14 protein-coding genes are annotated in these 15,659 nt (G+C 51.3%); 9 read left to right on the top strand and 5 right to left on the bottom strand.

Going from position 1 to position 15,659, the window contains the following annotated elements; genetic code table 11:
* Nucleotides 1-747 (top strand): glycosyltransferase (locus Q0231_RS14960; protein ID WP_299348708.1); only part of this gene is annotated, 747 nt, incomplete at its 5' end.
* 121 nt (nt 748-868) lie between these two features.
* On the opposite strand, the gene Q0231_RS14955 is transcribed toward Q0231_RS14960, so the two are convergent.
* Nucleotides 869-1,306 carry a cytochrome c family protein gene (locus tag Q0231_RS14955; protein ID WP_269393096.1) on the bottom strand — a complete coding sequence of 146 codons (438 nt, stop codon included), beginning with the start codon at nt 1,304-1,306 and terminating at the stop codon, nt 869-871.
* 224 nt (nt 1,307-1,530) lie between these two features.
* On the opposite strand from Q0231_RS14955, the gene Q0231_RS14950 reads away from it, so the two are divergent.
* Genes Q0231_RS14950 through Q0231_RS14915 form a run of 8 tightly spaced genes read left to right on the top strand, consistent with a single transcriptional unit; the run spans nt 1,531 to nt 10,555 of the window.
* On the top strand, nt 1,531-1,995 hold the full coding sequence (locus Q0231_RS14950) for a hypothetical protein (protein ID WP_299348705.1): 465 nt from the start codon (nt 1,531-1,533) through the stop codon (nt 1,993-1,995).
* A complete protein-coding gene (locus tag Q0231_RS14945; protein WP_299348702.1) occupies nt 1,992-4,196 on the top strand; it encodes a NosR/NirI family protein in 2,205 nt (734 codons plus the stop codon). Before Q0231_RS14950 ends, Q0231_RS14945 begins: the two co-directional genes overlap by 4 nt.
* A gap of 25 nt (nt 4,197-4,221) precedes the next feature.
* Nucleotides 4,222-6,135, top strand: coding sequence for a TAT-dependent nitrous-oxide reductase (gene nosZ, locus Q0231_RS14940; RefSeq protein WP_269393093.1), 1,914 nt, complete (start codon nt 4,222-4,224; stop codon nt 6,133-6,135).
* Between the two features lie 14 nt (nt 6,136-6,149).
* The gene (locus tag Q0231_RS14935) at nt 6,150-7,406 is read left to right on the top strand and encodes a nitrous oxide reductase family maturation protein NosD (protein WP_299348698.1); all 1,257 of its coding nucleotides are present in this window, start codon (nt 6,150-6,152) and stop codon (nt 7,404-7,406) included.
* Entirely contained in the window at nt 7,406-8,305 is a 900-nt protein-coding gene (locus tag Q0231_RS14930; RefSeq protein WP_299348695.1) for an ABC transporter ATP-binding protein, read from the top strand. Before Q0231_RS14935 ends, Q0231_RS14930 begins: the two co-directional genes overlap by 1 nt.
* Complete coding sequence (locus tag Q0231_RS14925; protein WP_299348692.1) at nt 8,302-9,123, top strand: ABC transporter permease subunit; 822 nt, start codon at nt 8,302-8,304, stop codon at nt 9,121-9,123. The genes Q0231_RS14930 and Q0231_RS14925 overlap by 4 nt, the downstream gene beginning before the upstream one ends.
* Nucleotides 9,120-9,647, top strand: coding sequence for a nitrous oxide reductase accessory protein NosL (locus tag Q0231_RS14920; RefSeq protein WP_269393089.1), 528 nt, complete (start codon nt 9,120-9,122; stop codon nt 9,645-9,647). Before Q0231_RS14925 ends, Q0231_RS14920 begins: the two co-directional genes overlap by 4 nt.
* Nucleotides 9,644-10,555 carry an FAD:protein FMN transferase gene (locus Q0231_RS14915; protein ID WP_299348687.1) on the top strand — a complete coding sequence of 304 codons (912 nt, stop codon included), beginning with the start codon at nt 9,644-9,646 and terminating at the stop codon, nt 10,553-10,555. Before Q0231_RS14920 ends, Q0231_RS14915 begins: the two co-directional genes overlap by 4 nt.
* Here the strand turns inward: Q0231_RS14915 and Q0231_RS14910 are convergent.
* The 4 genes from Q0231_RS14910 to Q0231_RS14895 form a co-directional block, all read right to left on the bottom strand.
* Nucleotides 10,501-11,505 (bottom strand): NAD(P)-dependent oxidoreductase, encoded by a 1,005-nt coding sequence (locus Q0231_RS14910; RefSeq protein WP_299348684.1) that lies wholly within the window; start codon nt 11,503-11,505, stop codon nt 10,501-10,503. The two genes, Q0231_RS14915 and Q0231_RS14910, sit on opposite strands and share 55 nt — an antisense overlap.
* Nucleotides 11,477-14,134 (bottom strand): nitrate reductase, encoded by a 2,658-nt coding sequence (locus tag Q0231_RS14905; RefSeq protein WP_299348681.1) that lies wholly within the window; start codon nt 14,132-14,134, stop codon nt 11,477-11,479. The genes Q0231_RS14910 and Q0231_RS14905 overlap by 29 nt, the downstream gene beginning before the upstream one ends.
* Nucleotides 14,134-14,457: a nitrite reductase small subunit NirD gene (gene nirD / locus Q0231_RS14900; protein WP_299348711.1), complete on the bottom strand. Its 324-nt coding sequence runs from the start codon at nt 14,455-14,457 to the stop codon at nt 14,134-14,136. Before nirD ends, Q0231_RS14905 begins: the two co-directional genes overlap by 1 nt.
* 17 nt (nt 14,458-14,474) lie before the next feature.
* Nucleotides 14,475-15,659, bottom strand: a 1,185-nt coding sequence (locus tag Q0231_RS14895; protein ID WP_299348678.1) for a (2Fe-2S)-binding protein, incomplete at its 5' end; no start/stop codon positions are given.

Genomic DNA, 15,659 nt, shown 5'->3' with positions numbered 1-15,659 from the left:
CTATTGTCCGCCGTATATGAACCGCTCAAAAAGCGTTTTTTGAAAAAGGTCGACCGCCTGGTGGCCACCTCGCCAAACTACGTTGATACCAGCAAGACCTTGGCACAGTTTCTAAACAAAACCAGCGTTATCCCGCTGGGCCTTGAAGATTCATTTGTTGAGGGTGAAGCTTTGGCCGTGCCTGAGAAGTGGCGGCCACAGCTTGGTGAACGCTATTTCTTGTTTGTTGGCGTGCTGCGCTATTATAAGGGCCTGAAAGACTTGGTGATGGCTGCAAAATCAGCCCATTACCCCATCGCGATTGCTGGGGACGGTCCGGAAAGGGCCGAGTTGGAGGCGCTGGCCAAGACCATTGGCGCAGACAATGTGCATTTCTTAGGCCAGGTCAGCGCTGAAGAAAAAAGCGCGCTGCTAAGAAATTGTACAGGATTTGTGTTTCCCTCCAATCAGCGTTCGGAGGCGTTCGGGGTTTCTCTTATCGAAGCCGCCATGTTTGGCAAACCGATGATAACCTGTGAAATTGGTACGGGAACGTCCTATGTGAACTTGGCCAATGTGACCGGTTTAATCTGTCCACATTCAGAGCCAAATGCATTGCGCCGGGCAATGGATCAGCTTTGGGGTGATCAAGAGCTTGCGTTGGAACTTGGGCGCAATGCGCGCGCCCGCTTTCAAGCGCACTTTACCGCCGAACAAATGGCCAGCGCGTATTTGGGTGTTTATAAGGAATTGTTTTCAACGGCCTGAGCGATTGGGCAATCGGCAAAATTTGCACCCCTTCGAACATGAGAATAACGCAAGATACAAAAAAGGACGTCACGAGGACGCCCTTTTTGAATCATCATAAAGCCGGTAGGCAATAGCCGTACTACTCAGCAACTTGGATGCTGGCCAAATAGGCAAGAACATTGGCACGATCATCTTCTTTTTTCAGCCCGGCAAATGTCATCTTGGTTTTGGCGATATAGTCTTTTGGTTTTTTCAAAAACGCATCAAGTGCTTCAATATCCCAAACTTGACCCGTGGCTTTCAATTCCAAAAGCGGATCTGAATATTTATAATCTGCGCTTGATCCAATTTCGATACCAAAGAAATGGTTTAGCTGCGGGCCCACAGAGTTCTTTGCATTGTCACCGACCTTATGGCAGCCCTTGCATTTTTTGAATACTTTTTCGCCCTTAGCGATGTCACCAGCTGCTATTGCTGCTTCGATTTCCGCTGCGCGATCAAAATCCTGCGCTACAGCGGCAGTTCCGAAGGCTGAAAAAGCAAGCAAACCGCTCAGCGCTAGATGTGTAAGTTTCATGAAACAACTCTCTTTGTTTTAGTTGAACCGACGTTGTGGACATTCATATCGTAAACATCAAGGCGGCAATTTGATGCAGCGCAATGAAGGAACAGTTGCGGCCACCAATTGTATTTGACCAATTAGTCGATTTTTTGGGTGAACGCCATTCTATTTGATCTAGAACAAAGTCTCTTCCGCAAGCAAGGCGTATCCAGCAACCGTAATCAGGAAACGGTTCAAACATGTCTGCGCACCGCACACACAACAGCAAAAAAATGCTCCACCATGCGATTCAAACGATCGCAGGTGAGTTTTTGCTCGTTGTGGCGGTGCTGCTGCTGCTTACACAAAGCTTTTCCGCTCAAGCGGCGACAAGTTTTGATGTGATTTGTAGTGAGCAAGGTGTGGTCTTGGTGCAAAGCAGTGGTGGCAACGCCGAAGAAGATAATGAACGCCCTTGCCCAAACTGCGCCAAATGTTCGGACTGTTTGGCCAGCGCATCGCGGCTGGTGATTGTGCCGCCAACCCAAAACTTTGCTCATATGCTGACAAGCTCTAACGTCCAGCTTCGAGCTCAAAACATTGCCTCAAAAAGCTCTGCACAGAACCGCGCGCCAATGACGCGCGGCCCGCCATCAGTCAAAGATAGAGTTAATATGTATATCAACGCTTCAGCACGCGTGCGCCGCATGGGAGATTTCTCATGAGGCAGTTCAAACCAGCACTTCCACCCTTTATCCTTCTCGCCGTCGTGGCGCTTGCCCTTGCATTTAATGCCAGCGCAGCATTCGCCCAAACCGCGCGACCTATCCTTGAAAAATTCCTGCCCAAAGTGGAAGCGCAATTCTTTGCGCCTGAGGCGACCAGCTATGGCAACATAAATGCTCAACTGCCGGTGGCGCCAATTCTGCGCGGGCAAGACGTTTTGGGCTATGCCTTCATCACCTCTGACTTTGTTGGCACAACAGGTTATTCGGGCAAGCCAATCCATGTGATGGCCGCAATCGATTTAGACGGCAAACTGTTGGGCGCAGAGCTGGTTAAACACTCCGAACCAATTGTGCTGATTGGTATTCCGGACAGCAAAATCAAAAAGCTCACTGCCAGCTACAAGGGATTGGATATCGTCAAAGAGGCGGCAGCTGGCGGCTCTGCGCATGATCTAGACATTATCTCTGGCGCAACAGTAACCATCATGATTATTGATGATTCCATCGTGCGATCAGCAATCAAAGTGGCGCGTGCGCTTGGGTTAGGTGGGTTGAGCGATGCGAAAACCGACAACACCCCCGCCCGCGAACTCAATGCCGATGAGAGCTTGATCAGTGATTGGCAGACCATGTCCGGCGATGGCACTGTGCGTCGCCTAACCTTGGACGTTGGCCAAATCAATGAAGCGTTTGAAGAGGCAGGCGACCCTCGCGCCATCAAACGCCCCATCAATAAAGATCCTGAAACCACATATATTGACATGCACACCGCTTTGGTTTCTGCGCCAAGTATTGGCCTAAGCCTGTTGGGCGAAGCGGAATACACCAACCTAAAGGGCTGGCTCAAAGAAGGTGAAAGCGCCATCTTAATCGCAGGGCGCGGGCTCTATTCCTTCAAAGGCTCGGGCTATGTACGAGGCGGCATTTTTGATCGTATTCAGCTCATTCAAGGCGATATCTCTGTTCGTTTCCACGACAAAGATCAGCGCCGATTGGGCAATATTGCGGCCGATGGTGCCCCAAGCTTTACCGAGCTTGATCTGTTCAAAATTCGCTCAGATGCAGAATTTGATCCCACAAAACCTTGGCGCCTACAATTGTTGTCGCACCGGGAAGTTGGGCCAGTAGATAAGACCTTCCTCACCTTTGATCTGGGGTATAAATTGCCAGAGCAATATCTGGCTCCTTTGCCCGCGGTTGCACCGGTCGCTTCGGCTGTAGATCAAACAGACGATCAAGCAGCGCGTGCTGCATTGTGGAAACGCATTTGGAACGACAAGCAATTTGAAATTGTGGTGCTTGGCGTCATGCTCGCAGTGCTGACGGCCACCTTCTTCTTCCAAAAGCAATTCACCCGCAATGCGCGTTTCTTCTATTGGTTCCGCATGAGCTTTTTGGTGGTGACTTTGGTCTTCCTTGGCTGGGGCCAGAACGCTCAATTGTCTATCGTCAATTTGATGGCGCTTGGGGCTTCATTGCAAAGCGGTTTCAGCTGGGATGCGTTCTTGCTTGACCCACTGGTGTTTATTCTGTGGTTCTCAGTTGCCGCCGCCCTCTTGTTCTGGGGACGCGGCGCCTATTGCGGCTGGCTCTGCCCGTTCGGCGCCATGCAAGAAATCTCAAACCAAATCGCGCGTTTTTTCAAAGTACCACAATGGGAACTCCCATGGGGACTGCACGAGCGCCTTTGGCCACTCAAATATATGATCTTCTTGGGTCTATTCGGCCTGTCATTGGTTTCAATCCCCATGGCCGAGCAATATGCAGAAATTGAGCCGTTCAAGACCGCTATCATCCTCAAGTTTGATCGTGCATGGCCCTTTGTGGTGTTTGCAACAGTGATCTTGGGCGCTGGCCTGTTCATTGAGCGGTTCTATTGTCGTTATCTGTGCCCATTGGGCGCTGCGCTGGCGATCCCCGCCCGGATGCGCATGTTTGATTGGCTGAAGCGTTACAAAGAGTGCGGCAGCCCCTGCCAAACTTGTTCGAACGAATGCCCCGTTCAGGCGATCCATCCTACTGGCGAAATCAATCCAAATGAATGCGTCAACTGTTTGCACTGCCAGGTGCTTTATCAGGACGACCAGAAATGCCCTGTCTGTATCAAAAAGCGAAAAGGACGGGAGCGTCGCTCACAAAGTGATGCGGCATCAAAAGCAGCAATGGAAGCGCTGCTGAATACAAAAAAATCATCCTAAGACATTAGCATAAAGGAGAGCTACTATGTCTGACAATGAAGCAAAAAAAGACGGGATTTCCCGCCGGGAACTTCTTTCCGGAACAGGTGCTGGCGCATTTCTCGCTGGCTCCTTAGCTGCAACCGGTGGCGCCGCCTTGTTGGCAACACCAGCAGCAGCATCTGAAGGTAGCAGTTCACTTGCACCGGGCGAATTGGACGAATATTACGGTTTCTGGTCATCAGGCCAAGCCGGCGAGTTGCGTATTTTGGGCGTGCCGTCCATGCGCGAACTGATGCGTGTGCCAGTGTTCAACCGTTGTTCTGCAACAGGTTGGGGCCAAACCAACGAGTCATTGAAAATTTTGACTGAAGGTTTGACCGAGGAAACAAAACAATTCCTCGCTGACAGTGGCATGAAAACATATGACAATGGTGACCTTCACCACCCACATATGTCTTTCACTGACGGCACATATGATGGCCGCTATTTGTTCATGAACGACAAAGCCAACACCCGTGTAGCCCGTGTGCGTCTTGACGTGATGAAATGCGATAAGATCATTGAGATCCCAAATGCGCACGATATTCACGGCTTGCGCCCACAAAAGTTCCCACGTACCGGTTATGTGTTTGCCAACTCTGAGCACGAAGCACCATTGGTGAACGACGGCTCAACCATGCATGATGTGTCCACCTACACAAACATCTTCTCAGCCATTGATGGCGATGAGATGAAAGTAAGCTGGCAGGTCATGGTTTCTGGCAACCTTGATAACACCGATTGTGATTACCAAGGCAAATACGCCTTCTCAACAAGCTACAACTCAGAAATGGGTATGAACCTTGGTGAGATGACCGAAAACGAGATGGACCACGTTGTTGTGTTCAATCTTGCAGAGATCGAAAAAGGCGTGGCCAATGGCGACGTTCAAATGCTCAACGGTGTGCCGATCATTGATGGCCGCAAAGGCTCAAACAAAAAGTACACACGTTACATCCCAATTCCAAACAGCCCACACGGCATTAACACTGCTCCAGACAAACGTCACGTTTGTGTGGCTGGTAAATTGTCGCCAACTGTTTCTGTTATTGATGTGACAAAACTTGACGCCTTGTTCAACGAAGACGCTGATCCTCGTTCAGCTATTGTTGCTGAACCTGAATTGGGCCTAGGTCCATTGCACACAGCATACGACGGCAAAGGCAATGCCTTCACCACCTTGTTCTTGGACAGCCAAGTGGTGAAATGGAACATCGACAAGGCCATCCGCCTTTATGCGGGTGAAGATGTTGATCCAATCATCTCAAAAGTTGATGTTGCGTACCAACCTGGTCACAACTCAACTTCAATGGGTGAAACCGCTGAAGCTGATGGCAAATGGCTTGTTTCAATGAACAAGTTCTCAAAAGACCGTTTCCTAAACGTTGGTCCTTTGAAGCCTGAAAACGAGCAATTGATCGACATTTCATCTGATGAAATGAAGATCGTTCACGATGGCCCAACTTTTGCTGAACCACACGATTCAATCATTGTTCACGCTTCAAAAGTGAACCCAAATGCTGTTTGGGATCGCAATGATCCAATGTTTGATGATGCAAAAGCACAAGCTGCAGCGGATGGCGTGGATCTTGAAGAAGGTTCTGAAGAAGTCATTCGTGACGGCAACAAAGTTCGTGTCTATATGACATCAATGGCGCCTAACTTCTCACTTGAAAGCTTCTCTGTGAAGCAGGGTGACGAGGTAACGGTTTACGTCACAAACCTTGATGATATTGATGATCTGACACACGGCTTCTCACTATCAAACCACAATGTGGCAATGGAAGTTGGCCCACAAGCCACCGCTTCTGTGACCTTCATTGCGGGCCGTCCTGGTGTGCACTGGTTCTATTGCCAGTGGTTCTGCCATGCGCTGCACATGGAAATGCGCGGCCGTATGTTTGTAGAACCCAAATAAGGATTGAAAAACTAATGCTTCGCCTTCTCGCCTTTTTGTTGGTCATTTCAAGCGCTGCCACCGCCGTGGCTCGCGACTGGCAAGTTGTGCCTGAAGGCGATGCATTGGCCATCACCTTAGAACAAGCTGAGGCGGGTGACATCATCCGCCTTGCGCCTGGTACCTATCAAGGACCAATTGAGATTAATGTGCCTTTGGTTCTGGATGGGCTCGGCCATGCCCACATCAAAGGCAATGAAATCGGCTCTGTCATTGTGGTGAATGCCAAAGACGTCACGGTACGCGGTGTCACCGTCACGGGGTCGGGGTCAGATCGCGAAAACCGCGATGCTGGTATTATCACCGGCAAGGGGGCTGATCGTGCGCTGATCGAGAACAACATTTTATTGGGTAATTTGGTGGGGGTTGATATCCACGGCACCAAAAATGCACTGGTTCAGCACAACAAAATCGAAGGCCGTTTAGATCATCGCATGAACGATCGGGGAAACGGCATCTATGTTTGGAACGCGACCGGCTCAAAAGTCATTGGCAATGACATTCGCTATGGGCGCGACGGCATTTTCGTCAATACCTCCAAAAAGAACGAATTCACGGGCAACCGGATGCGTGATTTGCGTTTTGCAATCCATTATATGCATGCGAATAACTCTATTGTGCGCAACAATGTATCTCTTGGAAATCACCTTGGTTATGCCATCATGTATTCGGATAATGTGGTGATTGAAGGCAATCTAAGCCGTGGCGATCGCGACCATGGCATCATGCTCAACTATACCAACAAAAGCACTGTTCTTGGCAACCGAATTGAAGAAGGCGGTGAAAAATGTGTGTTCATTTACAATGCGCATAAGAACGACTTTAGCCGCAACCTGTTTTCCCAGTGCCAAATCGGCATTCATTTTACCGCTGGCTCAGAGCGCAACTCATTTGTTTCAAACGCCTTTGTTTCAAACCGCACGCAGGTGAAATATGTGGGGTCCAAATGGGTGGACTGGAGTGTTGATGGAAAAGGCAACTATTGGTCCGATCATGCCGCCTTTGACTTGGATGGAAACGGCATTGCGGACGCTGCCTACCGCCCAAACGATATTATGGATCACGTATTGTGGACCCAACCTGCGGCCAAATCCTTGCTTGGATCGCCTGCAGTGCAATTGATCCGCTGGTCACAATCCGCATTTCCGGCATTGTTGCCGGGCGGCGTTGTGGACCGCGCCCCTTTAATGCAGCCAGACCTGCCAACTCTTACACAATGGGAGGAAAACTAATGCCTGCCCTTAAAATTGAACATGTAATCAAACGCCATGGCACGCTTGAAACGGTGTCAGATGTCTCGCTGAACGTGGAAGCCGGGGAGCGCGTCGCGCTTTTGGGCCACAATGGTGCGGGCAAGACCACGATCATCAAAATGGTGCTCGGTCTAATGCCAATCACTGCTGGCGCTATTGAGGTGTTGGGGTGCCAACCCGGCTCCGCCGCCGCGCGCAAACAAACCGGATATCTGCCCGAAAGCGTTGCCTTTCATGGATCACTTACCGGGCGCGAGCAATTGCATCATTTTGCACGCCTAAAATCTACGCCGCTCAAAGAAGCAGACGACCTGTTAGACCGGGTAGGGTTGGCCCATGCCGCGGACCGCAAGATCCGCACCTATTCCAAAGGAATGCGCCAACGCATTGGCTTGGCGCAGGTCGTTCTGGGACAGCCAAAGCTTGCCATCTTGGACGAGCCCACCAGCGGCCTTGATCCGGTGAGCCGCCATGAGTTTTACGATATCGTTGAAGAACTGGCGAACAACGGCTCCGCTGTGATGTTGTCCTCTCACGCGCTAACCGAGTTGGAATTGCGCACGGACCGAATTGCGATCCTTTCCAAAGGGCAATTGGTCGCTAATGACAGCTTGCAAAAGCTACGTGATCTGGCGAGCTTGCCGATCAAGTTCAAAGTCACCGCGACAAACGACACCATTGAAGGGGTCAACCAACAATTGGGGGGACAACGGGTCAATTGCCAGTCGCTTGAACTGGTTTGCACGCCGGATGAAAAAATTGGTGTTTTGTCTGCCATCACAGCGCTTGGCCCTGTGGTCAAAGATGTGGATGTAACCCCGGCCAGCCTTGAAGAGCTTTACCGTCATTTCTCCCGAGTTGAGGAGCAACAATCATGACATCAATCATATCCATCGCACGGCTTGAATTGCTGATCGCCCGCCGCAACCTATGGGTGGCCACAGCCATCATTTTGATGGCCATGTTCAATGTGGTTTTAACCGTTGCTGGCAATGCGCCAACTGGCGTTTTAGGCGCAAGCCCAATGACCATTGCCATTACCTCCATCACCACCTTATCCGTCTATTTGGTGCCTTTGATTGGCTTGCTTTTGTCGTTTGATGCGATTGCGGGGGAAGCTGAACGCGGCACGCTTACGCTTTCGCTTTCATATCCATTGTCACGCGCAGAAATCTTGCTGGGAAAATTCATCGCCCACCTGATGGTGCTTGGTGTCGCCATCGCCATCGGTTTGGCGCTCACAACGGCCATCATCGTCTCACGACATGGCACCGGCGCAATTGAGTGGGGACCACTGGCAGCGCTCTATTTCACCTCGCTTGCCCTTGGTGCGACATTTTTGGGGCTCGGCTACACGATCTCTTCATTGGTAAAACAAACTGGCGCAGCGTCAGGCGTCGCCATTGGCCTATGGTTGATTGCGGTGGTGCTTTACGATCTTGGCCTGCTCGGCGCGCTGGTGACGGATGCAGGCGGTGCTTTTTCAAAAACCATCTTCCCTTACGCGCTAGTGGCCAACCCAGCCGATGCATTCCGCTTGCTCAATATGCCAGATCAATCTGTCAATATGCTCGCCTCTGGCCTTGGTGCCGCAAGCAGTGTCACCGGATTCTTTGGCCAATTAACCTCATTGCTTTTGTGGCCGGTTGCTGCCCTACTGTTTGCCCTTCTCGCCTTTAGAAAGGTGGAACCATGATCACAATAAAAAACGGTTTCGCACTCGCATTTGCATTGGTGCTTGCGGGGTGCTCAAGCGAAGCTGCGGTGCAACCCACACCTGAACCCATTGCCTTAACCGAAGAAGCTGCGGGCCATTATTGCCAAATGGTGATTTTGGAACATCAAGGCCCAAAGGCACAAATGTACCTTGCGGGCATGCCCCAACCTTTGTGGTTTTCCCAAGTGCGCGACGGTTTGGCTTATATCAAGTCCCCTGAGCAATCCGCCGAGATATTGGTGATGTATGTCAACGATATGGGCGAAGCCAAAAGCTGGTCGGAGCCAGGCGAAATGAACTGGATCCGCGCTGACGAAGCCTATTTTGTTGTCGGCTCAGACGCGACAGGCGGCATGGGCGCGCCCGAACTCGCGCCGTTTTCGAACAAAGACAAAGCGACCGAGTTTGCCAATTTGCGTGGTGGCACTGTGCAATTGCTAAGCGAAATATCTGCCGAAGCCGTGCTTGCGCCGGTGGACACTCAAGAAGGATCAGATCAATGATTTCTCGTCGTCGTGTAATCTCTATATTGGCCGGTGCTGCTGCTTTGCCCATGCTTGGTTCTGTCGCATCTGCATCAGCGCTCAATTGGCGCGGTGTTGCACTAGGGGCAAACGCGAATATCGTGTTGGATCACCCCAACGCTGATGCATTGCTGAACAAAGCGCTGAAGGAAATCGTGCGACTTGAAAAGGTGTTTTCGCTTTATCAAGCCGACAGCCAATTGTCCGTTCTAAACCGTGATGGCACGCTCACAGCTCCCGCATTTGAACTCATTGATTTGCTCAACATAAGCGACCGCATTCACAAAGAAACAGCTGGCGCATTCGATCCAACGGTGCAACCCTTGTGGGCGCTCTATGCAAAAAAATACGCAGCGGGTTCTGCACCGAAACAAAGCGAGATCAAAGCTGCGCAAGCGAAAACGGGTTGGTCGAACCTGTCGGTTTCACCTGAAATGATCGTGTTCAACAAGCCCGGTATGGCACTCACATTTAACGGCATTGCCCAAGGTTACATCGCTGACAAGGTCGCAAATCTTTTGCGCCAAGTAGGCGTTCAAAATGTTCTCGTCAACACAGGAGAGATTTCGGCAGTTGGCGTTTCCCCAAGTGGGGCTGCATGGCCAATCACTTTGGCGAATAGGGGGCAAAAACTAGAGCTCTCAAACGCTGCAATTGCCACCTCTGCGCCGGGCGGCACATTCTTTGATCAAGCGGGCACTGCCGGGCACATTCTTGATCCGCGCACTGGATTGCCAGGCGGTAAATGGCAAAGCCTAAGCGTTATTGATAAGTCCGCAGCACGTGCTGACGGTCTATCCACGGCCTTTTGCCTGATGGATAAGTCTCAAATTCAAGCTGTTGCCGGCGCACATGAAGTGGTCTTTGGTGCCGCTATTTCAGCTTGATCAAATAGGCATGGTTCACCTTCAATCAGGGTGACCACATGTTTGCCTATCGGTTTGCCAGTATTTTCTGGATCATCAACGCAAATGCGCTTGGCCTCCCGGCGCGCCAATTCCAAAATTGGTGCTGGCGTGTTTGGTCCATGCATAATCACATCTGCCGATTGTAATGCGCGTATCGCTTTAATGGTGATCAGTTCAGGATCACTGGCGCAATAACCAATGCGGGTCAGTTTTGTGGAATGTCCCTTATCAATTGCAATATCGCGACATGTTGTCAGCAGATCGTCTTCGCTTTGTGAGGTGACCTCGTGAGAAAAAGCGCGATCAACAAACGTCTCCCAAAACGTTCGTCGTGCAGCACCCGGTTTCAACAATAGATTGACTTGATCTCGCAGGTTTTGCGCCAATTGCGCCCATCGTGAGAGGTTTTTTGGCAATATCATTTCGATCCGACGCCGGATCGCTTGGCCAAATATTGGCGCTGCCCCGCTGGTTGAAATCGCAATTACGGCGGGCGAGCGATTGACGATTGAGCCGAATTGAAAGTCACAGAACTCGGGCTGATCGATGATATTCACCGGCACCCCGTGCAGTTTTGCAATGGCGCGCACATGTTTCGCTGCGCTTTCACTTGGTGCATCGCAGATCAACAAATGCGCGTCCGCAATGTCACCCGCCAATTGGTGTTGGTCGCGTTTGAAAAACTGGCGCGGTGCTGAGGCTATCAGGGCCTCAAAGTCTTCACTCAAACGTGCCGCATGCACATAAACCTTCGCCCCGGCCGCGGCCAAAAGTTCAGCTTTCCACGCTGCGGCGTCTGTGCCCCCAATCACCAGCACTTGTTTGGCTTGCAGGTTGAAAAACACTGGCAACACGCTCAGTGGTTCAATGCGTTGTTTGCGTTCCGATGTTGATTGCGACCTATTCTGCCGCAAGAAGGGAGCGTTCATGGATCAACTCGCTTATTTCTGCTTTGCAAGAACCACAATTGGTGCCTGCACTTAGGGTTTTGCCGATTTCCGAAACGGAAGTGCAGCCCGCGTTTACAGCGTCTAGGATTTGATTGGCGCCAACCGAAAAACAACTACACACAATTGGCCCTGGGTCTGGCATATCTTTGCCCGGGCGCCCTGCAACCATTCTGTAGCGCAAGGCGGTTTCATCAAATATTGTGTCCAATTGACCGGCCGCCCAACTGCGAGAAACCTCCACTGGAGAGGACGCAATGTAAATTGCGGTCCGCAAATGCACACCATCAAACCATGCGAGCCGCTGTTGATCATCGTGAGGCGCATGATAGGCCACATCGGCTGTTGTCACGTCAGTATTGGCGATCTCGCGCACCAGCCGTGGCAAATCGCGTGCGCGCTGGTGGGCGAACTCAATACGCCATCCGGTTCTTGTAATGGCTTTTGCCCAATAGTCGGCGCTTAAGTCTTTCGGTTCGTTTCGAGTGACCGCGAACCCAAAAATGGACATGTTTGCGCGCTCAACTTTTACTCGTGCGGCTTTTAGGGCTGGTTGACCAGAGTGTGGATCAAGCTCCGCTTTCACCAGCTGATTGATTGAGCCGATCGACGCATAATTGTTGTTCCAATGCATGGGGCAAAACACTTGGCCCGCGCTCAGTTTGGTACTGATGAGTGCGCGAACGATCACCTGTTGATCCTTGACGAAAAGGCGGACCAAATCAGCTGGTTTGATGTGCAGTCTTTGCGCGTCTGCCCGCGATATTTCGCAATAAGGTTCGCCCATATGTGAAGACAATGTGGCGCTTTTGCCGGTGCGGGTCATTGTGTGCCAATGGTCGCGCACACGGCCTGTGTTCAAAACAAATTTGCTTTTTGGTTTGTGCTGTTGCTTGTCGGCTAGTCTGGTGGGCACAAACCGGCCGCGCTTGTCATCAGTGTAAAAACTACCATTAGCAAAAAATCGCGTCGCAGATGGTTCTGCTTCCTTGGGCTGTGGCCACTGGAAAGGCTTTAGGGCTTCATATTCTTCTGATGAAACATCAGCATGAACACCAATATCAAAATCCCTCGTGCCATCGTTTTGGTATCCCGATAGGGCGGCGTGTTCAGCGAAGACTTCCGCCGCGTTTTTGAAGCCAAATGCTTCTTCGTGCCCGAGTTTTTTGCCCAATTGCGCCATTTGCCACCAATCTGGGCGGGCCATGCCTGGAGCAGGCAAAAACGCTCGTTGGCGCGAAATGCGGCGCTCCGAATTTGTCACCGTACCGCCTTTTTCGCCCCATCCAATCGAGGGCAATTTAACCTGCGCAAAGCCCATCGTTGGCGTGTTGGCCATCATGTCAGACACAACAAGCATCGGGCAGGCGGCAAGTGCTTCGGCCACTAAGTCCGTATCCGGCATCGAAACCATGGGGTTCGTCCCCATGATCCAAAGGGCTTTAACATCGCCCGATTTAAGTGCCCGGAAAAGCTCGACAGCCTTTAGTCCGGGCTTGGGGGCGAGGTTCGACGCTCCCCAAAACTCTGTCACCAAGTCGCGGTGCGCTTGATTGTCAATGTCCATATGTGCGGCCAACATATTGGCCAAACCGCCAACTTCGCGCCCGCCCATGGCGTTGGGTTGCCCGGTCAGCGAAAAGGGTCCCATGCCTTTGCGCCCAATGCGCCCGGTCGCCAAATGGCAATTGATGATGGCGTTGACCTTGTCCGTGCCAGAACTGGATTGGTTGACCCCTTGGCTAAAACAAGTGACCACTTTTTCAGTATTTACAAACAGCGAGTAAAACTCATTGATTTGTCCCTCGCTCAAGCCTGTTCGTTTGATCAGGTCTTTTTGGGAAATTTGTGTGGCATTTACCGCTTCACTAAACCCAACAGTATGATCACCGACATAGCTGGAGTTGACCATTTGGGTTTGGACAATATGTTGCAGCAACCCGTTAAAGAGGGCAACGTCACCGTCCGCATTGATGGGCAAATGCAAGTTCGCCATTTCTGCTGTTTTCGTCCGGCGCGGATCAATTACCACGATGTTTAGCCCAGGGCGTTTGTCTTTAGCGGCGAGAATGCGCTGGAACAAGACCGGGTGGCACCAGGCCATGTTAGAGCCGACGAGCACGATAAGATCAGCATGCTCCAAGTCTTCATAATTGCCCGGCACGGTGTCTGATCCAAAAGCACGTTTATGGCCTGCCACCGTTGAAGACATGCAAAGCCGCGAGTTGGTGTCCACATTGGCCGAACCGATAAAACCCTTCATCAGTTTGTTGGCCACATAATAATCTTCGGTCAGCATCTGGCCTGAGAGATAAAAACCAACCGAGTCGGGGCCATAGGTTTCAATGGTTCTTTTAAAGCGCTGCGCCACATGATCGAGCGCCTGATCCCAACTCGTCTTTTGACCGTTGACTTCAGGATAAAGCAGCCGACCATCCAACCCCAATGTTTCACCAAGAGCCATGCCTTTTGAACAAAGCCGGCCAAAATTCGCTGGATGATCCGGATCGCCTTTAATCGTCACGTTGCCATCGCTTCGTGGCGTGGCAAGAACCCCGCAGCCGACCCCACAATAGGGACAAGTGGTGCGAATTGGCGGCGTGTCCCCCATTAGGCCATTTCCTCCAAATCCAGCAACAAACGACCATCACGCACCTCAACGGTGAAGGTGCGGGTTTCCCCTTCGTCAGCCCCCTGGGCTTGGCCAGAACTGAGTGAAATCACCCAATTGTGCAGGGGGCAGGTGACGCAGCCATCATGCACAATGCCTTGGCTTAGGGGCCCGTTTTTATGCGGACATTTGTCTTCAAGCGCGAAGAACTGATCATCTTGTGTGCGGAAAATTGCGATAGTAAGATCGCCCTTTTTGACACAGCGTGCGCCCCTTTGTGGCACGTCGTCGATCGCGCCGACGTCAACAAGGGATTGAGACATAGCAAGGGATACAGCACTCATTCTGCAGCCTCCAAATCTAGTGTGGCCAAAGGGTTGAACTCATGTTTGTCCTTGCCCGAAACACGCTCGGACCATGGGTCGACTTGGGCAAATTTTTGGCTGAACACAAAACGGTCGAAATAGTCTTTGCGCCGTTCGTCGTTTTCCATGATTTGCTGGCGAATTTCATCAAGCCCGATCCGTGCAGCCCATTTGTATATCCGTTCAAGGTAGAAACCTTGCTCGCGATACATTTGGGTCAAGGCCACCACATGTTCCAGTGCCTCATTTTCACTTAAGACATTGCCCAACACTTGTGTGCCCTTGATGTCCAACCCAGCAGCGCCTGCAAAGTGGATTTCGTATCCGCTATCGACGCAGATGATGCCGATATCTTTGCAGGTGGCCTCAGCGCAATTGCGCGGGCAACCAGAAACCGCGAGCTTGAGTTTTGCAGGCGTCCAAGACCCCCACATGAACTTTTCAAGTTTGATGCCCAAACCCGTGCTGTCTTGTGTGCCGAACCGACACCAGTCACTGCCAACGCAGGTTTTTACCGTGCGCAAGCCTTTGGCATATGCTTGACCGGAAACAAAACCTGCCTTACCCAAATCAGCCCAAACAGCAGGCAGGTCGTGTTTTTTGATCCCCAACATGTCAATGCGTTGACCGCCCGTAACCTTGACGGCTGGAATATCGAACTTGTCTACGACGTCAGCGATTGCCCGCAGCTCAGACGAGGAGGTCATGCCGCCCCACATGCGGGGCACAACCGAATAGGTGCCATCTTTTTGGATATTGGCGTGCACCCGCTCGTTGATGTAGCGCGACTGATAATCATCCGCATAAACATCGGGCCAATCGCACACCAAATAATAATTGAGCGCTGGTCGACATTTGGCGCACCCGCAAGAGGTTTTCCATTGCAGTTCCTGCATTACCGCAGGGATGGTTTTTAGCTCTTTGGCTTTGATGAGGCGACGAACATCGCCATGCCCCAAGTCGGTGCATTTGCACATAGATTGCTGGGCATTCGCATCAAAGCTATCGCCCAATGTTAGTGCCATCAATTGTTCAACGAGGCCTGTGCAAGTGCCACAAGACGCAGAGGCTTTGGTATGTGCGCGCACTTCATCAAGTGTGGTTAGGCCTTTTTCAGTTATCGTGCCGACGATTTTGGATTTGCAAATGCCATTGCAGCC

Source organism: uncultured Maritalea sp. (assembly GCF_937139385.1).
In the GTDB taxonomy this organism is placed as follows: Bacteria; Pseudomonadota; Alphaproteobacteria; order Rhizobiales; family Devosiaceae; genus Maritalea; species Maritalea porphyrae_A.
The sequence above is the reverse complement of the archived record's forward strand: the minus strand, read 5'-3'. Positions and strand labels throughout refer to the sequence as shown.